The sequence below is a fragment of the Lysobacter cavernae genome (genome assembly GCF_042648505.1).
In the GTDB taxonomy this organism is placed as follows: Bacteria; Pseudomonadota; Gammaproteobacteria; order Xanthomonadales; family Xanthomonadaceae; genus Lysobacter_L; species Lysobacter_L cavernae.
In genome coordinates this window covers 283,299-307,848 of record NZ_JBHRXK010000004.1, presented here as the reverse complement: position 1 = coordinate 307,848, position 24,550 = coordinate 283,299, and the positions used below count along the sequence as shown (strand labels likewise).

Sequence of the window (24,550 nt, the reverse complement as noted above, 5' to 3'; positions counted from 1 at the left end):
AGAAATTAAACGTTATTAAAACGTTAAGACGTCACGCAGCATTCACGTCTGTGACGAGGGCCCATTTCGTGTAAACGCTTGCTGCGGACCTGAATCCGCGGCCCGGCTCAGGCCGTGGCGGGAGCACCGTAGACGACCGGCTCGGCGGCGTCGGGTTCGGTAAACGTCACCTCGTCCCAGGCCGAGCGTTCGGCCAGCAGGGCACGCACCAGCTTGTTGTTGAGCGCGTGGCCGGACTTGAAGCCCTCGTAGGCGCCGAGGATCGGGTGTCCGGCCAGGTACAGATCGCCGATCGCGTCGAGGATCTTGTGGCGGACGAATTCATCGGCGTAGCGCAGGCCGTCGTCGTTGAGCACGCGGAACTCGTCGAGCACGATCGCGTTGTCCATCGAGCCGCCCAGGCCGAGGTTGCGCTCGCGCATGTATTCCAGGTCGCGCATGAAGCCGAAGGTGCGCGCGCGGCTGACTTCCTGGATGTAATTGGCGGTCGAGAACTCGACCTGCGCGCGCGACTGCGCGGTCGGGATCGCCGGATGATCGAACTGCACGGTGAAGCCGAGGCGGAAGCCGTCGTACGGCTCGAAGCGGGCGACCTTGTCGCCATCACGAACCTCGACCGGACGCTTGATGCGGATGAAGCGCTTGGGCGCCTCCTGCTCGGCGATGCCCGCCGACTGCAGCAGGAACACGAACGGGCCGGCCGAGCCGTCCATGATCGGCACTTCCGGCGCCGACAGCTCGACGATGACGTTGTCGATGCCCAGGCCGGCCAGCGCCGACATCAGGTGCTCGACGGTCTGGATCTTGGCCGGGCCGCAGCTCAGGCCGGTGCACAGGGTGGTCTCGGTGACCAGATCGGCGCGGGCAGGCACTTCCACCACCGGGTCGAGGTCGACGCGGCGGAACACGATGCCGGTATCGGCCGCGGCCGGACGCAGGGTGAGAAAGACCTTCTCGCCGCTGTGCAGGCCCACGCCGGTGGCGCGGATCACGTTCTTGAGAGTGCGCTGGCGCAACATCGAAATCGGGCGACCTGATTATTCGGTGGTTATGTGGGTGCGTGGACAGGCGGATGCAAATCGTTCTCGCCTGAACGGGTGGGAAGAATACCACCGGGATCGCTGAACCTTAACGGAAACCGGTCACTGTCCCGCCGACGGCCACGGGCCAATAAACCGGTCGGCCGGCCCGCGTGGCGGGACCGGCCGACCCAAGCGCCCCGGGCCGGAGCCCGGGGCGATGAGGACGGACGAACGGACCGGTCAGTCGGCCTGACGGCGCAGGAACGCCGGTATGTCGAGGTAGCTGCTGTCGCTGCCGAAGTCGGCCACGGCCGGGACCGCCGGTTCGCTGCCGCGCGACGGGGCCCGCAGGCTGCCACCGAAGCTCGGGATCACCGGGCCGCCGAAGCCGTCGTCGATCGGCAGGCCGGTGGTGCCGTCGCGCTTGACCTGGGTGTTGACCAGCTGCACCTGCGGGCGGCGCTGGCTTTCGAAGCCGCTGTCGCGGTCATGGCCACGCAGCGACTGCTTGGAGGCCACGCGATTGAGGCCGGTGGCGACCACGGTGACCTTGACCTCGTCCTGCATGTCCGGGTCAAGCACGGTGCCGATGACCACGGTCGCGTCTTCCGAGGCAAAGTTCTCGATGGTGCGGCCGACCTCGTCGAACTCGGCCATGGTGAAATCCGGACCGGCGGTGATGTTGACCAGGATGCCGTTGGCGCCGGACAGGTTGACGTCGTCGAGCAGCGGATTCTGGATCGCCGACTCGGCCGCGGCCTGGGCACGGTCGTCGCCGCGCGCCGAGCCGGTGCCCATCATTGCCAGGCCCATCTCGGACATGACGGTGCGCACGTCGGCAAAGTCGACGTTGATCAGGCCCGGGCGCACGATCAGGTCGGCGATGCCCTGCACCGCGCCGAGCAGCACATCATTCGCGGCGCGGAACGCCTGGATCATCGTGGCGTTGCGGCCAAGCACGGTGATCAGCTTCTCGTTGGGGATGGTGATCAGCGAGTCGCAGTGATGGCTCAGTTCCTCGATGCCCTTGAGCGCGACCTGCATGCGGCGGCGGCCCTCGAACGGGAACGGCTTGGTGACCACGGCCACGGTCAGGATGCCCATCTCCTTGGCCAGTTGCGCCACCACCGGCGCGGCGCCGGTGCCGGTGCCGCCGCCCATGCCGGCGGTGATGAAGACCATGTCGGCGCCGGTCAGCGCGTCCATGATGCGCTCGCGGTCTTCCAAGGCGGCTTGACGACCAACTTCCGGGTTGGCGCCGGCGCCCAGGCCCTTGGTGACGTTGCTGCCGAGCTGCAGCTGCAGCTTGGCGCCGCAGTTCTTGATCGCCTGCGAGTCGGTGTTGGCGGTGATGAACTCCACGCCGTCGACGCTGCCGCTGACCATGTGCGCCACGGCGTTGCCGCCACCGCCGCCCACGCCCACGACCTTGATGATCGCGTTCGGGGCCATGTTTTCAACCAGTTCGAAATGTGCCATGTCGTCGCCCTCGTTATGTGTTGCTAGTTATGTGCTGTGTCTTCCGAAGTGCTGGTGTTGCCAAAAAAACGTCTGGAACCCTTCGTCGTCGCCTCGCCTGCCCGCATGGCCCGAACTCCCTGTCCGGACCGGAAACCGGCGTCGGCATCCGCCGCGTCGATTCCGTACACCTCGTGGCGGTTCGCACCGTGTGCACGGTCAGAACTCGCCGCGATACCAGTTCTTGAGCTTGTTGAAGAAGCTGCCGGCACGACCGGTGGAGATCACCGGCCGGCGCGGGTGTTCGATCTGGCTGCCCATCAGCAACAGGCCGACGCCGGTGGCGTGCACCGGATTGCCGACCACCTCGCCCAGTCCCGTGACGTGCTGCGGGATGCCGACACGCACCGGCATCTGCAGCATTTCCTCGGCCAGTTCGACCACGCCTTCCATCTTCGCGGCGCCGCCGGTCAGGACCATGCCAGCGCGCACGTGCTGCTCGAAGCCGCTGCGGCGCAGCTCGGCCTGGATCATTTCGAAGATTTCCTCGTAGCGCGCCTGCACCGCCTGCGCCAGCGAGTGGCGCGGCATCCGCCGCGGCGGGCGGTCGCCGACCGACGGCACCTGGATGCTTTCCTCGGCGGTGGCCATCTGCGCCAGCGCGCAGGCGTAGCGGACCTTGATCTGCTCGGCCTCCGGCGTCGGCGTGCGCAGCATGTGCGCGATGTCCTCGGTGACCTTGTCGCCGGCGATCGGCAGGCTCGCGCTGTGCGCGATGGCGCCGCCGACGAACACCGCGATGTCGGTGGTACCGGCACCGATGTCGACCAGCACCACGCCGAGCTCGCGCTCGTCGCTGGTCAGCACCGCATTGCTGGAAGCGAGCACGCTGAGGATCAGGTCGTCGACCTGCAAGCCGCAGCGCTGCACGCACTTGCTGATGTTGGCCGCGGCCGACTGCGCGCACACCACCAGGTGCGCATGCACCTCCAGGCGCACGCCGGTCATGCCGACCGGGTTGCGGATGCCTTCCTGCGAGTCGTCGAGCACGTAGTCACGCGGGATCGCATGCAGGATCTTCTGGTCGGCCGGAATGGCCACCGCCTTGGCCGCTTCCAGCACGCGATCGAGGTCGCCGTAGGTGACCTCGCCGTCACGGATCGGGGCGATGCCCTGCGAGTTGCGGCACTGCACGTGGTTGCCCGAGATCGAGGCGTAGACCGAACGGATCTCGCAGCCGGCCATCAGCTCGGCCTCCTCGATCGCGCGCTGGATCGACTGCACCGTCGACTCGATGTCGACGACCACGCCGCGTTTGAGGCCGCGCGATTCGTGCGAACCGATGCCGATCACCTCGATCGGGGTGCCCGGCCGGCCGTTATCCGGCGAGTACTCGCCGACCAGCGCCACCACCTTCGAGGTGCCGATGTCGAGACCGACGATCAGCGACTTGTCACCCTTGCGGTTCATACGGATACGCTCATGACTGTCCTTGCTGCTGTTGCGGCACCGCCGCCGGTGCCGGCATCGGCGCCCACGTCAGTGCAAAACCATTGGTGTAGCGCAGGTCGGCGCGCACCAGCATCTGCACGCGCTGCGCCAACAACTGCGGCATCAACCGCACGAAACGGCCCAACCGTGCGCGCGATTCGCTGCGCCCGACCACGACCTGCATGCGTTCGGCGGCATCGCCGTTGCCCAGGCCGAGCGTCCAGCTGCCACGCGGGTCCAGCTCGACCGCGCGCACGTCCAGCCCGATCGGCGTGAACAGCGCGCGCGACTCGTTGTAGAGCGCCACCACTTCGGCCACGCGGGTGTCGGGGCCACCCAGCTGCGGCAAGCCCTTGGGCACCTCGATGCCCTTCGACGGGAACAGCCGGCCCTGCTGCGACAGCAGCCGGTCCTTGCCCCAGCGCGCGAACGGCCGGTGCTCGACCACGCTCACCTCGAGCACGTCCGGCCAACGCTTGCGCACCTGCGCGGTTTCGACCCACGGCAACCGCGCCACCGCGTCCTGCGCCGCCGCCAGGTCGACCGCGAAGAAGCCGCTCCGCGCATACGGCAGCAAGGTCTTCTGCAGCAACGCCGCATCCACGCGCTCGAACTGTCCGGTCACGCGCAGCTTCTGCAGCGGCCACTGGTTCGCACCGACCCAGCCGTTGAGCACGGCCACGACCGGCAACGCGACCAGGGCCAGCGCGAGGATCCACCCGACGAGGCGCAGCATGGCGTTCACCCCAGAGCACCTCCTGCCACGGTCGCTTCCAGCACGCGCCAGCACAGCTCGTCGTACTCGATCCCGACCTGACGCGCCGCCTTGGGCACCAGCGAGTGGCTGGTCATGCCCGGCGCGGTGTTGACCTCGATCAGGTAGAACTGGCCGCTGCTGCGGTCGTGCATCACGTCGACGCGGCCCCAGCCCTTGCAGCCCGCCGCGACGAAGGCCGCGATCGCCAGGCGGCGGATCTCGTCCTCGGCCGCACCGTCCAGGCCCGGGCACAAGTACTGGGTGTCGTCGGCGATGTACTTGGCGTGGTAGTCGTACCACTCGCCCTTGGGCACGATGCGGATCGACGGCAGCGCGGTGTGGCCGCTGCCGTTGACCAGCACGGCCACGGTCAGCTCGTCGCCGATGATCATCTGCTCCATCAGCATCTCGCCGGGGTAGCGCGCGGCCAGAGCCACGGCCTCGTCGATGCCGGCGTCCTCGAGCACGCGCGAGATACCCACGCTCGACCCTTCGCTGGACGGCTTGATGATCACCGGCAGGCCGAGTTCGCGCGCCGCCGCGTGCACGTCCTCGCCCGGGGCAATGCGCTTGTAGCGCGGCGTCGGCAGGTTTGATGCCATCCACACCTGCTTGGTGCGGATCTTGTCCATGGTCAGCGCCGAACCGAGCACGTCCGAACCGGTGTAGGGCACGCCAAGTGCCTCGAGCACGCCCTGCAACACGCCGTCTTCGCCGCCGCCCTTGTTGCCGTGCAGGATGTTGAAGACGCGATCGACACTGCCGGCGCGAATGGCTTCGATCAGTGCCGCGATGCCGTCGACTGCGAATGCGTCGACGCCGCGCGAGCGCAGTGCCTCGAGCACACCGCGGCCGGAATCGAGCGACACCTCGCGCTCGGCGCTTGTGCCACCCATGAGCACGGCGACCCGGCCGAACACGGCCGGATCGGTGACGCGGAGCGGAGCAAACTGCACACTCACCTGGACTCTCCCGGGAAACCGTTGCTGGCGATCTGCTGCGCGGCGTAGCCGATGTCACCGGCGCCCATCATCAGCAGCAGGTCACCGTCGTTGAGCACGTCCGGCAGCACCGCGGACAATTCCGCGGCCGAGGCCACCACGACCGGATCGATACGGCCGCGCGCACGGATCGCACGCGCCAGTGATTTGGCGTCGGCGCCGGCGATCGGCGCTTCACCGGCCGGATAGACCTCGGTCAGCACCAGCGCATCGACGCTCGACAGCACCGCGGCAAACTCGTCGAACAGGTCGCGCGTGCGGCTGTAGCGGTGCGGCTGGAACGCGACCACCAGGCGCTTGTCCGGCCAGCCGCCGCGGGCCGCGGCGAACACCGCCTCGAGCTCCTTGGGGTGGTGGCCATAGTCGTCGACCAATTGCACGCTCGCGCCCTTGGCCGTCTGCAATTGCGCCAACAGGTTGAAGCGGCGACCGATGCCGGCGAAGGCCTGCAGCGCGCGCGCGATCGCCTCGGCGCTGACACCGAGTTGCCAGCCGACCGCGGCCGCGGCCAGCGCGTTGAGCACGTTGTGGCGTCCCGGCAGTGCCAGTGTCACCGGCGTGCGCGTCGCGTCCGGCAGGCACAGGGTGAAGCACATGTTCGGCCCGTGCTGCACCACGTCCTCGGCACGCACGTCGGCGATGGCATCGAGGCCGTAGGTCATCACGTGGCGCGGCGTCTTCTGTGCCAGCGCGGCGACCTCGGCATCGTCGATGCACAGCACCGCCAGGCCGTAGAACGGCAGGCGGTGCATGAATTCCTCGAACGCGGCCTGGACCTTGGCGAAGTCGCCGCCGTAGTTCTCCAGGTGGTCGGCGTCGATGTTGGTGACGATGGCGATCTGCGGGTTCAGGCGCAGGAAGCTGCCATCGCTCTCGTCAGCCTCGCCGACCAGCCAGTCACCGGTGCCCAGGCGCGCGTTGGCGCCGGCGGCGAGCAATTGGCCGCCGATCACGAAGGTCGGGTCGATGCCGCCCTCGGCCAACACGCTGGCGGTCAGCGACGTCGTCGTGGTTTTTCCATGGGTGCCGGCGACCGCGATGCCGCGCTTGAAGCGCATCAGCTCGGCCAGCATCTCCGCGCGCGGCACCACCGGGATGCGCTGCGCACGCGCTTCCATCAGCTCCGGGTTGTCGGGCTTGATCGCGCTGGACACCACCACGCAGTCGGTGCCGAGTACGTTGGCGGCGGCGTGGCCGCGGTTGACCGTGACGCCTAGCGAGGCCAGGCGACGGGTGACCGCGTTGTCGGCGTTGTCCGACCCCGACACCTGGTAGCCAAGCGTGCACATCACTTCGGCAATGCCGCTCATGCCGACGCCGCCGATACCGACGAAGTGCACGCGCGGGAACGCTTTGGCGAGGTCGCCGGTATGCTGCAGGCGGCGACGCAGGGCCGTGCTCATTCAACTTGCTCCAGAACGATGGTGGCGACGCGCTCGGCCGCGTCGGGCTTGGCGAGCGCACGCGCGGCCTGCGCCATCTGCAGCAGGCCGGCGCGTTCGCCGAGGATTTCGATGGTGGCCGACAGGCGTTCGGCCAGATCACGGCCGTCGGCGCCGACGCCCTGCGGCAACAGCTGTGCCGCGCCGCGGTCGACCAGGAACTGCGCGTTCTTGGTCTGGTGGTCGTCGACCGCCTGCGGGAACGGCACCAGCACGCTGCCGACGCCGACCGCGCACAGCTCGGCCAAGGTCAGTGCGCCGGCGCGACAGACCACCAGGTCGGCCCAGGCGTAGGCGGCGGCCATGTCGGCGATGAACGGCTCGACCGATGCGGTCACGCCAGCCTGCGCGTAGGCACGCTCGGCGTCTTCGCGCAGCTTCTCGCCGCACTGGTGGCGCACTTCGCAATCGATGCGACCACGCAGGCCGGCGATCGCCTTGGGCACGGCCGCATTCAAGGCGCGCGCGCCCTGGCTGCCGCCGAGCACCAGCACCCGCAGTGGCCCGCTGCGGCCGGCGAAGCGTTCGGCCGGCGGCGCCACGGCGGCGATCTGCGCACGCACCGGGTTGCCGACGACCTCTTCGCGCGCGCCCGGAAACGTGTCCGGAAATCCGGTCAGCACGTGCCGCGCCAGGCGCGCGAGCACGCGGTTGGTCATGCCCGGCGCGCGGTTCTGCTCGTGCACGAACAGTGGAATGCCAGCCAGCCGTGCGGCCAGGCCGCCCGGCCCCGCCGCATAGCCGCCGAAGCTGATCACCGCGCGCGGCTGGCGCTGGCGCAGCGTCTGCCGCGCGGCGCGCACCGCGCCGATCAACTGGAACGGTGCCGCCAGCAGCGCGGCGATGCCTTTGCCGCGCACGCCACGCACCGCGATCGTGTCGATGGCGATGCCGTGCTGCGGCACCAGCCGTGTCTCCATGCCGCCCTCGGCCCCGAGCCACAACACCGGCACGCCACGCGCGCCGAGCGCATGCGCGACCGCCAGGCCGGGGAAGATGTGCCCGCCGGTGCCACCGGCGAGGATCATCACCGGATGCAGGTCGGAATCGGTCTGGGCCAGGTCGACCTTCATGCGGTCCTCCCGAGAGAAGGCGACATGCTCATGCGAGCCTCCCCAGAGAAGGCTCGGCGCGTTGGCGCAGGCGGCTGGTGCCACGCACGCCGTCGTTGGCGCGGCCCGACGACGCACTCGGCGGCAGCGGCGGACTGGTCGGCGCCGCGCCGGTCGACGGCGTCGACTCGTTGCGCACGCGCGCGACCTGGCGCTGGGCGCGATCGAGTTCGTAGGACACGCGCAGCAGCAGGCCGAGTGCGGCGCAGGTCATGATCACGCTGGAGCCGCCGTAGGACACCATCGGCAGGGTCAGACCCTTGGTCGGCAGCAGGCCGAGGTTGACGCCGATCGAGACGAAGCTCTGCAAACTCATCCACAGGGCGATGCCGAACGCGCAGTAGCCGGCGAAGTGGCGGCGCATTTCCACGCACTTCAGCCCCAACCAGAACGCACGCCCGGCCAGCCCGGCGTACAGCGCGACCACCGTGCACACGCCGAGGAAACCGAACTCCTCGGCGATCACCGCCAGGATGAAGTCGGTGTGCGCTTCCGGCAGGTACGACAGCTTCTGCACCGAGGCGCCGAGGCCGACGCCGAGCCATTCGCCGCGACCGACCGCCATCAAGGCGTTGGTCAGCTGGTAGCCGCTGTTGAACGGGTCCTTCCACGGATCCAGGAACGAGGTCAGGCGGATCATGCGGTAGGGCTCGGCGATCGCGATGATCGCCAGCACCGGCAGGCCCACCAGGACCGGGCCGAACATGCGCGGCATGTTGACGCCGCCGAGCACCAGCATGCCCGCGGTGACCGCGAGGATCAGCGAGGACGAACCGAAGTCGGGTTGCAACAGCAGCAACCCGACCAGACCGACGGCGACGCCGATCGGCTTGAGCATCGCGCCCCAGGTGGCAGTGACCTCCTCGCTGTAGCGCTTGAGGTAGCTGGCCAGCCAGACGATGTAGAGCAGCTTGACCGCTTCGACCGCCTGGAAGTTGGATACGCCCAGGTTGAGCCAGCGCCGCGCGCCGTTGACGCTCTTGCCGATCCCCGGGATGAATACCGCGATCAGCAGCACGAAGCAGACCAGCAGCAGCCACTGGTTGTGCTGCTCGACGGTCTTGAGCTCGGTGCGCATCACCCAGGCCGCCATCGCCACACCGACGGCGAGGAACACGACGTGGCGGGTCAGGAAATAGAACGGGCCGACGTCATGGCCATCGGCGACGCCGATCGAGGCCGAGCCCACCATCACCACGCCCAGGCACGCCAACGCGCACGAGATGCCGAGCAGCCACGGATCAAAGTGGCCGCCGATCGCGTCGAGTCGCGTTGCCTGGCGCGCGGAGTCTGTCATCAGCGGATCTTCAAGGTCGCCAGGCCGACGAGGACGAGGACCACCGAAATGATCCAGAAGCGCACGATCACGCGCGGCTCCGGCCAGCCCTTGAGCTCGAAGTGGTGGTGGATCGGCGCCATCCGGAACACGCGCTTGCCGGTGAGCTTGAACGAGGCCACCTGGATCATCACCGACAGCGTCTCGATGACGAAGATGCCGCCCATGATCACCAGCACCAGTTCCTGGCGCACGATCACGGCGATGGTGCCGAGCACCGCACCGAGCGCCAGCGCGCCGATGTCACCCATGAATACCATCGCCGGGTAGGTGTTGAACCACAGGAAGCCCAGGCCCGCACCCGCGATCGCCGCGCAGATGACGACCAGCTCACCCGCGCCCGGCACCGCCGGGATCTGCAGGTACTTGGAGAATTCGGCGTGGCCGGAGGCGTAGGCGAAGATGCCCAGCGCGCAGGCGACCAGCACGGTCGGCATGATCGCCAGGCCGTCCAGACCATCGGTCAGGTTGACCGCGTTGGAGAAGCCGACGATCCAGAAGTAGGCAATGGCGACAAAACCAATCCCCGCCAGCGGCAGCGCGATCGACTTGAAGAACGGCACGTAGAAGGTCGTGGCCGTCGGCACGTCGGCGAAGAACCACAAGTACAGGCCGGCGCCCAGGCCGAAGATCGACTGCAGCAGGTACTTCCAGCGCGACTTCAGCCCGTTCGGGTCGCGGCGGACGATCTTGATCCAGTCGTCGTACCAGCCGATCGCGCCAAAGGCGAGCATCACCAGCAGCACCACCCACACGTACTTGTTGCGCAGGTCGCCCCACAGCAGCACCGAGGCCATCACGGTGAACAGGATCAGCGCACCGCCCATGGTCGGCGTGCCGGCCTTGGAGAAGTGCGACTGCGGGCCGTCCTTGCGGATCGGCTGGCCGCCCTTGAGCTGGCCGAGGCGGCGGATCACCGCCGGCCCCCACCACAGCGACAGCCCCAGCGCGGTCAGCGCCGCGAGGATGCCCCGGAAGGTCAGGTAGGCAAACAGCCCGAAGAAGTTTTCGAGCCCCTGCAACCAGCGCGCGAGTTCAAGCAACATGGGGGTTCCCCTTTTCCGCAGTGCCCGATCCTTCCGGCACCAGCGCGGTCACGATCCGATCCATCGCGCTGCCACGCGACCCCTTCACCAGCACGCGCACGCCGTCGCCCAGATCGCGGCGCAGTGCCTCGATCAACGCGGCGTGGCTGTCGTAATGCGTGGCGCCCGCGCCGAACGCCTGCGCCGTGGCCGCGCTGAGCGCACCGAGCGCATACAGGCGGCGGATGCCGGCGCCCTGGGCTCGGCGCCCGGCTTCGGCGTGCATCGCTTCGGCGTCGGCGCCGAGCTCGCGCATGTCGCCGAGCACCAGCCAGGCCTCGCGTGTGCCGTCGCGTCCGATCGACTCGGCAAGCGTGTCGATCGCCGCCGCCAGCGAACCGGGGTTGGCGTTGTAACTGTCGTCGATCAACACCGCGCCGCTGTCGAGGCGGTGCGTGACCAGGCGCCCGGCGACAGCCTGCGCGGCGTCGAGACCGGCCACGATCACGTCCAGCGACACGCCGGCGCCCAGCGCCAGCGACGCGGCGGCCAGCGCATTGCGCACGTTGTGACGGCCCGGCATGGCCAGCGAGACCGCGGCCTCGCCCTGCGGCGTGGTGAGCACGAACTGCGAGCCGTCGCTGTCGCCGCGGATGTCGCGCGCACTCACTTCGGCGCTGCTGTCGAGGCCGAAGCGGATCAGTTGGCGGCCGTGTGCGCGCTCGCCAAAGTACGGGGCGAAGGCGTCGTCGGCATTGATCACCGCCACGCCCTGCGGCGGCAACGCGTCGTAGACCGCGGCCTTGGTATCGGCGATGGCCAGCAGGCTGCCCATGCGTTCCAGGTGCGCCGGCGCGACGTTGTTGACCAAGGCCACATCCGGGCGCGCGATCGCGGTGAGGTAGGCGATGTCGCCCGGCTTGCCGGTGCCCATCTCGTAGATCGCAAACTGCGCGTCTTCGGGCGCGTCGAGCACGGCCAGTGGCATGCCGATCTCGTTGTTGCGGTTGCCCGGCGTGGCATAGGCGCGGCCGGCACGCTGCAGAATTGACAGCAGCAGCGACTTGACGCTGGTCTTGCCGCTGCTGCCGGTGATTGCGATGACCTTGGCCCTGTCCGCACGGGCCGTGCGCTCGCGCTGCACGGCCGCGGCAAAATCGGCCAGCGCACGCTCGGTGTCGGCGACCACGACCTGCGGCACCGGGACGTCGACCTCGCGCGAGACCAGTGCCGCCGCCACGCCCGCCGCGGCGGCCTGGGCGACATGGTCGTGGCCGTCGAAGCGTTCGCCCTTGAGAGCCACGAACAGCACGGCCCCGTCGCGCGGCAACGCCCGGGTGTCGGTGGTGATGGCGTCCACCATGCGGTCCTCGCCATGCAGGCGGCCGCCGGTCATGCGTGCGATCTCGGCCACGCGCAGCGGTTTCATGGTTGCGCCTCCAGCGCCGCGCGTGCGACGTCGGTGTCATCGAAGGGGTATTGCACGCCGCGGACGTCCTGGTAGGGCTCGTGGCCCTTGCCGGCCACCAGCACGATGTCGTCGGGACCAGCCATGCCGACCGCGCGGGCAATGGCCGCGGCGCGATCGCGCTGCACGGTCACCCGTTCCGGCGTGGCGAATCCGGTCAGGATGTCGGCGACGATGGCATCGCCGTCCTCGAAACGCGGGTTGTCGTCGGTAACGATCACCACATCGGCATGGCGTTCGGCAATCGCCGCCATCTGCGGGCGCTTGCCGCGATCACGGTCGCCGCCGCAGCCGAACACGCAGATCAAGCGCGCGCCCACCTTCGTGGAGGCAGGCACGGACAAGTGATCGCGCAACGAGGTCAGCGCCTGCTCGAGCGCATCGGGCGTGTGGGCGTAATCGATCACCACCAGCGGCCGGCGCTTACCGGACATGTCGCCGTCGCCGCCGAGCCGATTCATGCGTCCGTGGATCGGCTGCAGCTGTGACAACGTCTGCGCGATCTGCCCGGGCGCGTCGCCCAGCGCGTACAACACGCCGGCGACCGCCAGCAGGTTGTCGACGTTGAAGCGACCCAGCAAAGGCGATGTCACCGCGTGTGCCTGGTCGTCGGTGATCAGGTCGAAACCGATGCCGGCGTTGTCGAGGCGCAGGTTTTCGGCGCGCAGGCTAGCGGCTGCAGCGCCACGCGAGCTGAGGCCGAACGCGCGGATGCCGTGGCCGAGCGATCCGATCAGCCGGTGACCGAACGCGTCGTCGACATTGATCACCGCCGCCTTCAGCCCCGGCCATGCGAACAGCCGCGCCTTGGCGGCGCCGTAGGTGGCCATGTCGCCGTGGTAGTCGAGGTGATCGCGGGTGAGGTTGGTGAACACCGCTACATCGAAATGCACGCCGTCCACCCGGCCCTGGTCGAGTGCGTGCGAACTGGCTTCCATCGCGATGGCCTGCGCGCCGTCGTCGCGCATCCGCGCGAGCAGTTCGTGCGTCTGCAGCACCAGCGGCGTGGTGAAGCCGGTCGGCTCGACCTGCCCGTACAGCCCTGCGCCGAGCGTGCCGACGCTGCCACTGACGATGCCGCGCAGATGCCAGGCCTGGGTCAGCAATTGCACGGTCGAGGTCTTGCCGTTGGTGCCGGTGACACCGACCACGGTCATCGCCGCGGTGGCGCGGCCGTGGAACTGGTCGCCCATGGCCCCCAGGCGCGCGCGCAGGCCCGGCACGGCGATGGCGCCTGTCGGTGCCGGCAGGTCCTGCGGGGCGGGCGGCTCGAACAGGATGGCTACTGCACCGGCGGCCTGCGCCTGGTCGACGAACTTCAGCCCGTGCGCACCGAAGCCGGCGATGGCGACGAAGGCATTGCCGGGACGCACGGCGCGACTGTCGAGCACGAGGCCGGTGATAGTGAGTTCCGGCGGTATGCCGGCCACGTCGGGCAGCAGCTCGGCGAGCTGCATCAGGCGGCTCATTGCGGCACTCCCGGTGTCGCCACCACGCCGACCGACACCGGCGCTGGCGCCACCGCGTGCGCCGCCGCCGGCAGCACCGCGCCGGACGGCTTGCCGCCGTTGGCCTTGGCGCGCTTGGCCTCGGCGGCGGCCTGCGCCGCCAGCCAGGTGTCGATGTCGTCGGGCGCCACGTCCATCAGCCGCAGCGCGCCTTCCATGACGTTCTTGAACACCGGCGCGGAGACCAGGCCGCCGTAGTAGCCCGTGCCCGGGTCCGGGTCGTTCACCACCACCACCATCGAGAAGCGCGGGTTCTGCACCGGCACCACGCCGGCAAAGAACGACACGTAGCGGCGCGAATAGCCGCCGGTGTTGTTGAACTTGCGCGCGGTGCCGCTCTTGCCGGCGACGTGGTAACCCAGGATCGCCGCCTGCGTGGCGGTGCCACCGGTCTCGGTCACGGTCTGCATCATGCGCATGACCTCGCCGGCGATCGCAGGATCGAGCACCTGGCGTGGCTCGTGACGCTCACCCTTGACAAAGGTCGGCGTGATCAGGCGACCGCCGTTGCCGAGCGCGGCGTAGGCCTGCGCGATCTGCAGCGGCGTTGCCGACAGGCCGTAGCCGTAGGACATGCCCTGCTTGGTGGTTCCGCTCCAGCGGCTGGGCGGCATCAGCACGCCCGAGGACTCGCCGGGGAAGCCGCTGCGCGTGCTCTGGCCGTAACCGAACTGGTGCAGAAAGTCGTAATAGCCCTGGCTCGGCAGCTTGGCGACGATCTTGGCGGCACCGACGTTGGAGCTGTGGGTGATCACGCCGGTGGTATCGAGCACACCGTAATTGCGGAAGTCGGACGTGCGATAGCGGCCGTTCGGCATCCAGCCCGGGTTGGTGTCGATCGTGGTGCGTGGCGTGATCACACCGGCCGCCAGCGCTGCCGCCACGGTCAGCGGCTTCATCGTCGAACCCGGCTCGATCACGTCGGTGACCGCGCGGTTGCGGTGCGTGTCGGGGTTGCCCAGGCCGACCGCATTGGGGTTGTAGGCCGGCAGGTTGGCCATCGCCAGCACTTCGCCGGTGGCGACATCGAGCACCACCGCCGAGCCGCTGCTTGCGCCGGTGCGTTGCAGCGTCGCGCGCAGCTCGCGGAAGGTCAGGTACTGGATGCGGCGGTCGATGGTCAGGGTCAGGTCGTGGCCGGGCTCGGCCGCCTTGACCAGGTCGACGCTCTCGATGATGCGGCCGGCGCCGTCGCGGATCACGCGTTTGGCGCCGGGCTGGCCGCGCAGCCAGTCGTCAAAAGCGAGCTCCAGGCCTTCCTGGCCGCGATCGTCGATGTTGGTGAAACCCAGGATGTGCGCCATCGCCTCACCCTGCGGGTAGAAGCGACGGAACTCGCGCTGCGCGAACACGCCGGGGATCTTGAGGGCAAGGATCTTGCGCGCCTGGTCCGGGTTGATGCGGCGCTTGAGGTACAAGAATTCCTTGCCCGAGCGCTGCGTCAGCTTGCGCGTCAGGTCCTCGCTCGACACGCCCAGGGCGCGGGCCAGCTGCGGGATGCGCGCCGGGTTCTTCAGCAGTTCCTGCGGGTTGCCCCAGACCGACTCGACCGGGGTCGACACCGCCAGCGGCTCGCCATTGCGGTCGGTGATCATGCCGCGCGAGGTCGCGATCGGAATCTCACGCAGCGCACGCGCATCGCCCTGCTGGCGGTAGAAGTCGTTGCTGATCACCTGCAGATCGAAGGCGCGGCCGACCAGCGCCAGCGAACACAATCCGAGTGCGCCGCCAACCAGCAGCAAGCGATTGCGCAGGTTGAAGGCGTGGCCGCGCGACTTGCCGGCCGCGCGCGAACCGTTCGTGGACCCGCCAAAACGCTCGCGCAAGGCCAAGACGCGGTCGAGCGGACCGCTGCGGGTGCCCGCCTTGGCGCCGCGACCGGAATGCGGACGACCGCTCATGGCCGGATCACCACGGTTTCGGCGCCTTCCGGAAACTTCATGCCGAGGCGGTCGCGCGCGACCTGGTCGATGCGGTTGCTCTCGGCCCAGGTCGCCTGCTCCAGTTGCAGGCGGCCGAATTCGATATTGAGCTCGTCGCGCGCACGCTCCAGGCGACTGAGCTGCACGAAGAACTGGCGATGCTGGTGACGCGCGTGCACCACCGCCAGCGCCGAGACCACGTTCGCCACCACCAGCATGGTCAGCAGCAGGCGCAGGCTCATGCGGCCACCTCCTGCCCGGATACCGGCAACCTCTCGGCGACACGCAGCACCGCGCTGCGCGCACGCGGATTGCGCGCGGTCTCGTCGGCCTGCGCCTTTTGCGCGCCGCCCAGCGCGAGCAGCGTCGGCGTGAATGCCTGCTCGACCGGCATGCGGCGGTTGGCCGGCGGCGCCTTGCTGTGGCGTGCGATGAACTGCTTGACGATGCGGTCTTCCAGCGAATGGAAGCTGATCACCGCCAGCCGCCCACCCGGCTTCAGGCACGCAAGGGCGGCGTCGAGCCCAATCTCGAGATCGGCCAGCTCGCGGTTGATGAAGATGCGGATCGCCTGGAAGCTGCGCGTGGCCGGATGGATCTTGCTGTCGCCGCGCGGCATCACCTGCGCGATCAGCTCGGCCAGTTGCGCGGTGCGCAGCAGCGGCTGCTCGCCGCGGCGGGCGACGATGGTGCGGGCGATCTTGCGACTCATCCGCTCCTCGCCGTAGGTCCACAGCACGTCGGCGATCTCGCGCTCATCGGCCGTGGCCAGCCACTGCGCCGCACTGAGCCCGCTGTCGGGGTCCATGCGCATGTCGAGCGGACCGTCCTTGCCGAAGCTGAAACCGCGCTCGGCGACATCGAGCTGCGGCGAGGACACGCCGAGGTCGAGCAGCACGCCGTCGAGGCCGGCGGCGGTCGCCTGCCACTGCGCCAGCTGCGCGAAGCTGCCGCGGAAGATCGCCACGCGCGCGTCCGCACCGAACTCGCGTTCGGCCACGGCAATCGCTTCGGGATCCTTGTCCATCACCAGCAGCCGGCCTCCGGCGCCGAGTTGCGCGAGCACGCCGCGCGCATGACCGCCACGCCCGAACGTGCCATCCAGGTACGTTCCATTCCCGACAATGCGCAGGCCGTCCAGCACCTGTGCGTACATCACGGGAAGGTGGCCGGAGAGCGCTCCGCGCTCCATGCCACCCACCGTCACAGCTGCAGGTCGAGCAGCTCGTCGCTCAGATCGTCGTCAGAGATCGTCTGACGGATCTGCGCGTGATGCGCTTGCTCGCTCCACAATTCGAATTTGTCGCCCATGCCCAGCAGGACGGCCTTTTTCTCGATCCCGACCGCGGCGCGATGGCTGGCGGGGATGCTGATGCGGCCGTTGCCGTCGAGCTCCACGAACGCCGCCGCGCCGACCAGCTTGAGCTGCATGCTGCGGTTGACCGCCTTGGCCTTGGGCAGCGCGTTGACCTGGTCGCGCAGACGCTCCCAGGCCGCCAGCGGGTAGAGGTAGAGCGAGCCGGACTCGAACGGGTTGTAGGTGATGACCAGGCGGTTGCCGCACTCGCGCGCGACGACATCGCGGTAGGCGGTGGGCACCGCCAGCCGTCCCTTGTCGTCGATCGTGATGGCGGTCTCGCCTTGGAACATCGTGCACCTGTGTCTGGCCATCTCTAAGCGGATGGCTTCGCCACGGGAAAACCACAAAAAACCCGGTTTTCCCTCAGATACCCACCTTAGGCACGCCCCACAAGGTTGTCAACAAGTTTTCCGGATGAATTTCACTTGTTGCATCAATGGCTTGCAGCAAACTTCACAGTCTTATTCAAGACTTATCCACTAGCCTTTGTTTCGTCTCATATTTTGAGATTTTTGACCCGACACACGCCGCTCAGACAACTTCCACCAAAACGCCGCCGCGGCATGTCGCGCCACCAACACTGCGTGATTTTCACAAATCCGTCACAAAAAATGGCGCCCTAGGCTTAACGGTTACCGGCACACCGCGGACGAATCCACCTCCACCAGCGGCCAGTTGTGCAGGCAGGAGCGGATCGGCCGCCGGCACGGCCATCGGCTGAACCACAAAGAGCGCTCTCAGAAGAGGACAGCCTCCTTTAGTAAAGGGGCGCCGCGACAGTGGTGGGGATTTGGGGCGAGCAGCCCGGGGCCCGGGATGCGGAACGCATCCTGGGGCTTCATTTGGCGCCAATGCGCCAAATGAAGCGGCGGAGCCGGCCGATAAGCCGGGTTCTGTCGTGGACAGTCATTCCTCTAGACGCATCGTCACCGATACGTTCAAGCAACCTACCCGGAGACACCGCGGGCCGCGGCATTGTCTCCCTATTTGGTCTTGCTCCCGGTGGGGTTTGCCGTGCCGGCCTGTTGCCAGGCTCGCGGTGCGCTCTTACCGCACCATTTCACCCTTGCCACGCATCCCGAAGGATCGTTCGGCGGTATCTTTCTGTTGCACTTTCCGTCGGCTTGCGCCGCCCAGGCGTTACCTGGCACCGTGCCCTGTGGAGCCCGGACTTTCCTCGGCACCCGCATCCACCGAAATGAATGCGAATGACGCGACTGCCTGGCCGACTCCGCCGTGTTTATTCTACCGCTTCGCGTTGAATAAACCCCAAAGTTTGCTACGCAAACTTCGGGCCCCGCTCAGCTCTCTCCAATTCCCCGCCGCTGTCGCGGCGCCCCTTTACTAAAGGGGGCTATCGCTTCGTCGAGTGCCTCTGCTGACCTGGCTGCCGACCTGTGGCTGCAGACGACCTGCACGGCAGATTCAATCCGAACCGTACAGCGCCTTGCGCGGCGCCCCGCTCAGCTCGGCGGCCAATTTGGCCGCGGTCGACGGCGGCAGGTGCTCGCTGAGCTTGGCGTACAGGCGCCTGCCTTCGACGACCTTGGCGTCGGCGTCGTCACCGGCACCCTCGACGATCATCACGAACTCACCCTTGCGTTGGTTGGCGTCGGCGGCGACGCGTGCGCGCAGTTCGCCGAGAGGGCCGTCAAGCACGGTCTCGAACAATTTGGTCAGCTCGCGGGCGAGCACGGCGGGACGCTCGTCGCCGAACGCGGTCGCCAGATCAGCCAGCGACTCCTCGATGCGGTGCGCCGACTCGTAAAACATCAGCGTGCGCGACTCTGTCGCCAGCCGTGCCAGGCGCTCGCGCCGCGCCGAGGCCTTGGCCGGCAGGAAGCCCTCGAACACGAACCGGTCCGACGGCAACCCGGCCACGCTCAGCGCCGCGATCACGGCGCAGGCCCCGGGCACCGGCGAGACGCGCAGGCCGGCGGCGCGGGCGGCGCGCACCAGGCGGAAGCCCGGGTCACTGACCAGCGGCGTGCCGGCGTCAGACACCAATGCCAGTGACTCCCCGCCCTGCAACCGCGCAACCAACTGCGCCGCTTGCGCCTCCTCGTTGTGCTGATGCAGGGCCAGCAACGGCCGCTCGAGACCGAAGTGCGACAGCAACTGACGCGTGTGGCGGGTGTCCTCGGCGCAGATCGCCGACACCGTCTTCAGTGTCTCCAGCGCGCGCGGCGACAGGTCACCGAGGTTGCCGATCGGCGTCGCCACGATGTGCAGGGTGCCCGCAGTGGGAGACGTGACGGCTGGGGGCGTCCTGGTGTGCATCGTGCTTCCGCGTGGTGGCCGGGTAGAATCCTAACCGGTCCCCAAGGAACGCCGCGCTGCGGCGGATGCATGCCGATGAGCTTTGCCACCAACCGGTTCGCGATGAAATGGATCTTCAGCGCGGCGCTGACGGCCGCGTTGCTCGGCGGCTGCAGTGCGATCACGACCAGGCCCGGCACCGCCACCTCCGCGGCCAGCCACAATCCGGCGGTCGCGCAGGCCGGCACCCTCGCCCGCAACGGTGTCGCCCTGACCGGCGCCGCACGCAGCGAGAACGATCGCCAGATCGAGCGCCTGCTGGCGCAGCTCGACAATGCCACGCTCACGCGCGAGGCCGGCGCCATGGCCGCCGGCGATCCGCTCTACAACTACATCGGCCAGGCCCTGCTGCGCCGCGGCCTGCCGCTACCGCGTCCGTTCGACCGCAGCGCCTGGAAGTTCGACGCTGCCAATCGCCCACCCGCCGACAGCGACGGCTACCGCCCGCCGGTCAAGCTGGCGGTGCTGCTGCCGCTGTCCGGCACGCTGGCAGTTGCGGCCGCGCCGGTGCGCGACGGCTTCCTCGCCGGCTATTACGGCGAGCAGCGCCGCCGCCCCGACGTCAGCTTCTACGACACCGCCGGCACGGCCGGCGGCACCCTCGCCGCCTATGACAAGGCCGCCATCGAAGGCAACGACTTCGTGGTCGGCCCGCTCGGCCGCGACGAGGTTGGCGCCTTGTTCGGCAAGGGCGCGCTGCCGGTGCCGGTGCTCGCCCTCAACCGCGACGACGCCGCGCCGCCGTCGGGCAACGCCAGCTTCTCGCTGTCGCCCGAGGACGAAGGCATCGCCGCCGCCGAGTACCTGCTCGGCCTCAACGCCCGTCGCGTGCTGGCGATCGCCGGCGACGACGACAGCCAGCGTCGCGCGGTCGCCAGCCTGCGCGAGCGCCTGGCCGACCGCGGCGCCAGCGTCACCGACGTGGTCGGCGAAGGCACCGCCGACCTGGCGCCGTTCGCGCAGAAGGACGGCGGCGTCGATGCCGTGTTCCTGGCGGTGCGGGGCGGCGTCGCGCGCACGCTGATGCCGAAGCTGGCCCTGGCCGGCCTGGCCGGCAAGCCGCGCGTGGCCACTGCGCAACTGCTGTCGGGCACGGGCAAGCCCGAAGAGGATCGCGTGCTCGACGGCATCGCCTTCCCGAGCGAAGTCTGGACCACGCGCGGCGTGCGCGGACTGCCGTCGGCGGCCAGCGCCGGCACGCAGCTGTCGACCGCCAAGGGCGCGGCGGCGCGTCTGTTCGCGTTCGGTTACGACGCCTGGCTGCTGACCGCCTACCTCCAGCACCTGGCGACCTCGACCAATGGCCAGGTCGCCGGCGCCACCGGCACGCTGCGCATCGACGGCTTCGGTTACGTGCAACGCACGCCGGCGTGGTCGACCTTCAGCGCCGGCGTCGCCGTGCCGCTGCCGGATGCCGCTCGTCGCTGATCGCCGCAACCGGGGCGCGGCGGTGGAAGCCGCCGCACGCCAGCACCTGCTGCAAGCAGGCCTGCGCGAGGTCGCCGCCAACGCCAGCTACCGTTTCGGCGAGCTCGACCTGGTCATGCTCGACGGTGCCGCACTGGTATTCGTCGAAGTGCGCTACCGGCGCGACGCCCGCTTCGGTGGCGGCGCCGGCTCGGTCGACGTGCACAAACGACGCAAACTGGTGCAGGCCGCCCTCGCCTTCCTGGCCAGCCATCGCCAGTACGCGCAGGCCGCGTGCCGCTTCGATGTGATCGAAGCCGACGGTGATCCGCAGGCACCGCGGCTGCACTGGCTGCGTGACGCGTTCCGCGCCGACGACGTCTGAGCGCATGTCCATGCTCGTCACCCACGCCGCGGGGCCGCTCACCAGCGGTGCAGCACTCGGCACACGCTGCATGCATCGCTGCAATCACGCGTTATCCTCATCGCGATGAGCACGCTGTCGTCCTCGCTGCACGCCGAACTGGCCGCCCTGCTTGGCGACGGCTGGCGCACCGATCCCAGCGAACGCCTGGCCTACGCCTACGACAACTCACGGCGCGAGGCGTTGCCCGACGGTGTCGCCCTGCCGCAAACGCGCGAGCAGGTCATCGCGCTGGTGCGCGCCTGCCGCGCACAACGCGCGCCGGTGATCGCGCGTGGCCGTGGCACCAACACCACCGGCGCTGCGGTGCCGGTCCACGGTGGCGTGGTGGTGTCGTTCGAGCGCATGAACCGCATCCTCGCCATCCGCCCCGGCGACCGCTGCGCGGTGGTCGAGCCCGGCGTGCTCAATGGCGAACTGCAGGCGGCGCTGAAACCGCACGGACTGTTCTGGCCACCGGACCCGACCAGCGCCGGTTACAGCACGGTCGGCGGCAACCTCGCCTGCAACGCCGGCGGCCCGCGCGCGGTCAAGTACGGCGCCAGCCGCGACAACGTGCTGGCACTGACCGCGGTCACCGGCACCGGCGAGCTGATCCACTGCGGCACCGCCACCACCAAGGGCGCGACCGGTTACGACCTGCAGCGGCTGCTGGTCGGCAGTGAAGGCACGCTGGCGCTGATCGTCGAGGCCAGCCTGCGCCTGACGCCGGCACCGCAGGCCCGGCGCGCACTGCGCGCGATCTACCGCGACGTCGCCAGCGCCGCGCAGGCGGTGGCGCGGCTGATGGCGCAACCGGTGACGCCGTCGATGCTGGAGTTCATGGACGCCGCCGCGGTGCGGCTGGCGCGCGATGTCGGCGGCGCCGACCTGCCGCTTGAGGCCGGCGCGCTGCTGATGATCGAGGCCGACGGCGATGTCGCCACCCTGCCGTCGGCGATCGAAGCACTGATGCGCGCCGCAGACGGCCCTTCGACAGGCTCAGGACAGGCTCATGGCCTGATTTCGCTCGACGATGCCGCCGACGAAACCGCACGTGAGAAACTCTGGGCCGCGCGCAAGGCGCTGTCGCCGTCGCTGCGCACGCTGGCGCCGGGCAAGATCAACGAGGACGTGGTGGTGCCGGTGTCGCGCATCCCGCACCTGGTCGACGGCGTGCAGGCGCTGTCGCGCGAGTTCGCCCTGCCGATCGTCTGCTTCGGCCACGCCGGCAACGGCAACCTGCACGTCAACCTGCTCTACGACCCGGCCGATGCCGCGCAGGACGCGCGCGCGCATGCGGCGATGGCGCGCGTGTTCGCGCTGACGTTGTCACTGGGCGGCACGCTCTCGGGCGAGCACGGCATCGGCCTGGCCAAGCGCGAGTTCATGCCACAGGCGATCGATGCGCCGACGCTGGCGTTGATGCGGGCAGTGAAGTCGGCGTTCGATCCGGACGGCATCCTAAACCCCGGCAAACTGCTGCCGGACTGATCCGCCGCGCGCGCGATGTCGCGCGCAGGCATTCTTGATGCACGCAGTGCGCGCTAGGCGAAATGCTCGTAGCCGTGGCGTGGTGGCTGCCATTCGGCGCCGTCGGCATCGAACACGCGCACGCCTTCGCCCGCGACGATGCGGCCGATCCAGGTGATCGGCGTGGCGGTGGCCCGTGCGATGCGCTCGATGGCCTCCAAGGCGGCGGTCGGCGCGATGAAACACAGCTCGTAGTCGTCGCCGCCGGTGGCCTGCAGGCCATGCCGCGACGGCGCCTCAAACGCCGCGGTCAACGCGCTCGACGCCGGCAGCGCCTCGAGGTCTACTTCGGCGCGCACGCCGCTGCTGCGGGCGAGGTGCCCCAGGTCGGCGATCAAGCCGTCGGAAATGTCGATGCCGGCATGCGCCACCGCCGCCAGCGCCTGCCCGGCGGCCAAGCGCGGCACCGGACGATCCAGGCGGAGACGCAGTGCGGCATCGCCGCCTTCGCCCGCGCGCCACTGCTGCAGCGCCGCCGCGGCATCGCCCAGCGTGCCGGTGACCCAGATGTCGTCGCCGACGCGCGCGCCGTCGCGGCGCAGCGCACGGCCGGGCGCGACGAAGCCATGCACGGTCACGCCGATCGACAGCGGCCCGCGCGTGGTGTCGCCGCCGACGAGGGCGACGCGGTGCTCGGCGGCGAGGGCCAGGAACCCGTCCAGGAACGCCTCCAGCCAGGCCGGATCACCGTCCGGCAACGACAGCGACAGCGTGCACCAGGCCGGTTCCGCGGCCATCGCGGCGAGGTCGGAAAGATTCACCGCCAACGCCTTCCAGCCGATGTCGGCCGCAGCGGTGCCGGCCGGGAAATGCACGCCGACGTTGAGCGTGTCGGTGGCGACGACGAGTTGGCGGCCGGCCGGCACCTGCAGCAACGCGGCATCGTCGCCGATGCCGAGGATCACGTCCTCGCGGCTGGCGACGCGTGCGCGGATGCGCTCGATGAGGTCGAATTCCGACAATTCGCTGCCCTCTGCCTTGCCCTCACCCCTCACCCCTCATCCCTCTCCCCTCTCCCGCCTGCGGGAGAAGCAGCAAAGCTCACTTGCCGCGAGGCGCCTGCACTTCCACCGACCGCCATGCCGCGGCCGCGTGGTCGAGCACGCCGTTGACGTAGGTGTGGCCGTGCTCGGCGCCGAAGCGCTTCACCGTTTCGATCGCCTCGTTGATGACGACGCGGTACGGCACGTCCGGGCGCAGGCGCAGCTCGTAGGCGGCGATGCGCAGCGCGGCGCGCTCGACCGGGTCGACCTGGTCGATGTCGCGGTCGAGGAACGGCTGCAGCGCTTCGTCGAGTTCGCGGTAATGCTGGTCGACGCCGCGCACCAGGTCCTCGAAGTACTCGAGGTCGGCGACTTCGTGCGCCTGCTCGTGGGCGAACTGCGCGATCACGTCGCGCACGTTGCTACCCGACAGCTGCCAGGCATACACCGCCTGCAATGCACGGCGGCGCGCACGCGAGCGGGCCACGGGGTCGATTCCATCCTGACGACGACGGTTCATGGCAGTTGTTCCAGCAGATGACTCATTTCGAGCGCAGCCAGTGCCGCGTCCTCGCCCTTGTTGCCGTGGCTGCCACCGGCGCGGGCCTCGGCATCCTCGTGGCGCTCGACCGCGAGCACGCCGTTGGCGACCGGCAGGCCATAATCCAGCGACACCCGCATCAGGCCTTCGGCGCAGTAGTCGGCAACGTGCTCGTAATGGCGGGTGTCGCCCCGCACCACGCAGCCCAGCGCGACCACCGCGGCGTGCTGGCCGCCGGCGGCCAGGCGCGCGGCCAGCACCGGCAGCTCCCACGCGCCGGGCACGCGGATCACGTCTATCGCCGCTTCGGTGACGCCGTTGTCGGCGAAGGTCTTGCGCGCGCCAGCCACCAGCGTATCGGTGATGCGCGGGTTCCAGCGGCTGGCGATGATCGCGAAACGTGCGCCATCGGGGCTGCGCAGGTCGCCTTCGTAGTGGGGCATGGGGTGTTCTTCGGAAAGG

General features: G+C 69.2%; 22 protein-coding genes and 1 other RNA gene. 3 read left to right on the top strand and 20 right to left on the bottom strand.

Annotated features, from left to right (window positions below):
• Window positions 1-107 precede the first annotated feature (107 nt).
• From lpxC to rsmI, 17 genes are all read right to left on the bottom strand, one after another.
• A complete protein-coding gene (gene lpxC, locus ACFOLC_RS11120) occupies window positions 108-1,019 on the bottom strand; it encodes a UDP-3-O-acyl-N-acetylglucosamine deacetylase (protein WP_386759317.1) in 912 nt (303 codons plus the stop codon).
• A 243-nt stretch (window positions 1,020-1,262) separates the two neighbouring features.
• Window positions 1,263-2,501, bottom strand: a complete 1,239-nt coding sequence (ftsZ, locus tag ACFOLC_RS11115) for a cell division protein FtsZ (protein ID WP_386759316.1) — start codon at window positions 2,499-2,501, stop codon at window positions 1,263-1,265.
• A gap of 198 nt (window positions 2,502-2,699) precedes the next feature.
• On the bottom strand, window positions 2,700-3,950 hold the full coding sequence (gene ftsA, locus ACFOLC_RS11110) for a cell division protein FtsA (protein WP_386759315.1): 1,251 nt from the start codon (window positions 3,948-3,950) through the stop codon (window positions 2,700-2,702).
• 10 nt (window positions 3,951-3,960) lie between these two features.
• Entirely contained in the window at window positions 3,961-4,716 is a 756-nt protein-coding gene (locus ACFOLC_RS11105) for a cell division protein FtsQ/DivIB (protein ID WP_386759314.1), read from the bottom strand.
• Window positions 4,713-5,690, bottom strand: a complete 978-nt coding sequence (locus ACFOLC_RS11100) for a D-alanine--D-alanine ligase (RefSeq protein ID WP_386759313.1) — start codon at window positions 5,688-5,690, stop codon at window positions 4,713-4,715. Before ACFOLC_RS11100 ends, ACFOLC_RS11105 begins: the two co-directional genes overlap by 4 nt.
• On the bottom strand, window positions 5,687-7,120 hold the full coding sequence (gene murC, locus ACFOLC_RS11095; protein WP_386759420.1) for a UDP-N-acetylmuramate--L-alanine ligase: 1,434 nt from the start codon (window positions 7,118-7,120) through the stop codon (window positions 5,687-5,689). Before murC ends, ACFOLC_RS11100 begins: the two co-directional genes overlap by 4 nt.
• Window positions 7,121-7,128: 8 nt before the next feature.
• Window positions 7,129-8,244 (bottom strand): undecaprenyldiphospho-muramoylpentapeptide beta-N-acetylglucosaminyltransferase, encoded by a 1,116-nt coding sequence (gene murG / locus ACFOLC_RS11090; RefSeq protein WP_386759312.1) that lies wholly within the window; start codon window positions 8,242-8,244, stop codon window positions 7,129-7,131.
• A gap of 28 nt (window positions 8,245-8,272) precedes the next feature.
• A complete protein-coding gene (ftsW, locus tag ACFOLC_RS11085; protein WP_386759311.1) occupies window positions 8,273-9,580 on the bottom strand; it encodes a putative lipid II flippase FtsW in 1,308 nt (435 codons plus the stop codon).
• Complete coding sequence (gene mraY, locus ACFOLC_RS11080) at window positions 9,580-10,665, bottom strand: phospho-N-acetylmuramoyl-pentapeptide-transferase (RefSeq protein ID WP_386759310.1); 1,086 nt, start codon at window positions 10,663-10,665, stop codon at window positions 9,580-9,582. Before mraY ends, ftsW begins: the two co-directional genes overlap by 1 nt.
• Window positions 10,655-12,073 carry a UDP-N-acetylmuramoyl-tripeptide--D-alanyl-D-alanine ligase gene (locus tag ACFOLC_RS11075; protein ID WP_386759309.1) on the bottom strand — a complete coding sequence of 473 codons (1,419 nt, stop codon included), beginning with the start codon at window positions 12,071-12,073 and terminating at the stop codon, window positions 10,655-10,657. The genes mraY and ACFOLC_RS11075 overlap by 11 nt, the downstream gene beginning before the upstream one ends.
• Window positions 12,070-13,581 carry a UDP-N-acetylmuramoyl-L-alanyl-D-glutamate--2,6-diaminopimelate ligase gene (locus ACFOLC_RS11070; protein WP_386759308.1) on the bottom strand — a complete coding sequence of 504 codons (1,512 nt, stop codon included), beginning with the start codon at window positions 13,579-13,581 and terminating at the stop codon, window positions 12,070-12,072. The genes ACFOLC_RS11075 and ACFOLC_RS11070 overlap by 4 nt, the downstream gene beginning before the upstream one ends.
• On the bottom strand, window positions 13,578-15,521 hold the full coding sequence (locus ACFOLC_RS11065; protein ID WP_386759307.1) for a peptidoglycan D,D-transpeptidase FtsI family protein: 1,944 nt from the start codon (window positions 15,519-15,521) through the stop codon (window positions 13,578-13,580). Before ACFOLC_RS11065 ends, ACFOLC_RS11070 begins: the two co-directional genes overlap by 4 nt.
• On the bottom strand, window positions 15,518-15,784 hold the full coding sequence (ftsL, locus tag ACFOLC_RS11060; RefSeq protein WP_386759306.1) for a cell division protein FtsL: 267 nt from the start codon (window positions 15,782-15,784) through the stop codon (window positions 15,518-15,520). Before ftsL ends, ACFOLC_RS11065 begins: the two co-directional genes overlap by 4 nt.
• Complete coding sequence (rsmH, locus tag ACFOLC_RS11055) at window positions 15,781-16,734, bottom strand: 16S rRNA (cytosine(1402)-N(4))-methyltransferase RsmH (protein ID WP_386759305.1); 954 nt, start codon at window positions 16,732-16,734, stop codon at window positions 15,781-15,783. Before rsmH ends, ftsL begins: the two co-directional genes overlap by 4 nt.
• An 11-nt stretch (window positions 16,735-16,745) precedes the next feature.
• The gene (mraZ, locus tag ACFOLC_RS11050) at window positions 16,746-17,192 is read right to left on the bottom strand and encodes a division/cell wall cluster transcriptional repressor MraZ (protein WP_386759304.1); all 447 of its coding nucleotides are present in this window, start codon (window positions 17,190-17,192) and stop codon (window positions 16,746-16,748) included.
• Window positions 17,193-17,768: 576 nt separating this feature from the next.
• Window positions 17,769-18,135, bottom strand: an RNA gene (rnpB, locus tag ACFOLC_RS11045) — RNase P RNA component class A.
• A gap of 192 nt (window positions 18,136-18,327) precedes the next feature.
• On the bottom strand, window positions 18,328-19,182 hold the full coding sequence (rsmI, locus tag ACFOLC_RS11040; RefSeq protein ID WP_386759303.1) for a 16S rRNA (cytidine(1402)-2'-O)-methyltransferase: 855 nt from the start codon (window positions 19,180-19,182) through the stop codon (window positions 18,328-18,330).
• A gap of 75 nt (window positions 19,183-19,257) precedes the next feature.
• Here rsmI and ACFOLC_RS11035 point away from each other — a divergent pair, with 75 nt between their 5' ends.
• The 3 genes from ACFOLC_RS11035 to ACFOLC_RS11025 all read left to right on the top strand — a co-directional run bounded on the left by ACFOLC_RS11035 (window position 19,258) and on the right by ACFOLC_RS11025 (window position 22,525).
• Entirely contained in the window at window positions 19,258-20,649 is a 1,392-nt protein-coding gene (locus tag ACFOLC_RS11035; RefSeq protein WP_386759302.1) for a penicillin-binding protein activator, read from the top strand.
• On the top strand, window positions 20,633-21,013 hold the full coding sequence (locus ACFOLC_RS11030; RefSeq protein WP_386759301.1) for a YraN family protein: 381 nt from the start codon (window positions 20,633-20,635) through the stop codon (window positions 21,011-21,013). Before ACFOLC_RS11035 ends, ACFOLC_RS11030 begins: the two co-directional genes overlap by 17 nt.
• A 105-nt stretch (window positions 21,014-21,118) precedes the next feature.
• Entirely contained in the window at window positions 21,119-22,525 is a 1,407-nt protein-coding gene (locus ACFOLC_RS11025; RefSeq protein ID WP_386759300.1) for an FAD-binding oxidoreductase, read from the top strand.
• A 53-nt stretch (window positions 22,526-22,578) separates the two neighbouring features.
• Here the strand turns inward: ACFOLC_RS11025 and thiL are convergent, their stop codons facing one another.
• The 3 genes from thiL to ribH form a co-directional block, all read right to left on the bottom strand.
• Window positions 22,579-23,526: a thiamine-phosphate kinase gene (thiL, locus tag ACFOLC_RS11020; RefSeq protein WP_386759299.1), complete on the bottom strand. Its 948-nt coding sequence runs from the start codon at window positions 23,524-23,526 to the stop codon at window positions 22,579-22,581.
• A gap of 79 nt (window positions 23,527-23,605) precedes the next feature.
• Window positions 23,606-24,067, bottom strand: a complete 462-nt coding sequence (gene nusB, locus ACFOLC_RS11015) for a transcription antitermination factor NusB (RefSeq protein ID WP_386759298.1) — start codon at window positions 24,065-24,067, stop codon at window positions 23,606-23,608.
• Window positions 24,064-24,531 carry a 6,7-dimethyl-8-ribityllumazine synthase gene (gene ribH, locus ACFOLC_RS11010; protein WP_386759297.1) on the bottom strand — a complete coding sequence of 156 codons (468 nt, stop codon included), beginning with the start codon at window positions 24,529-24,531 and terminating at the stop codon, window positions 24,064-24,066. The genes nusB and ribH overlap by 4 nt, the downstream gene beginning before the upstream one ends.
• Window positions 24,532-24,550 lie beyond the last annotated feature (19 nt).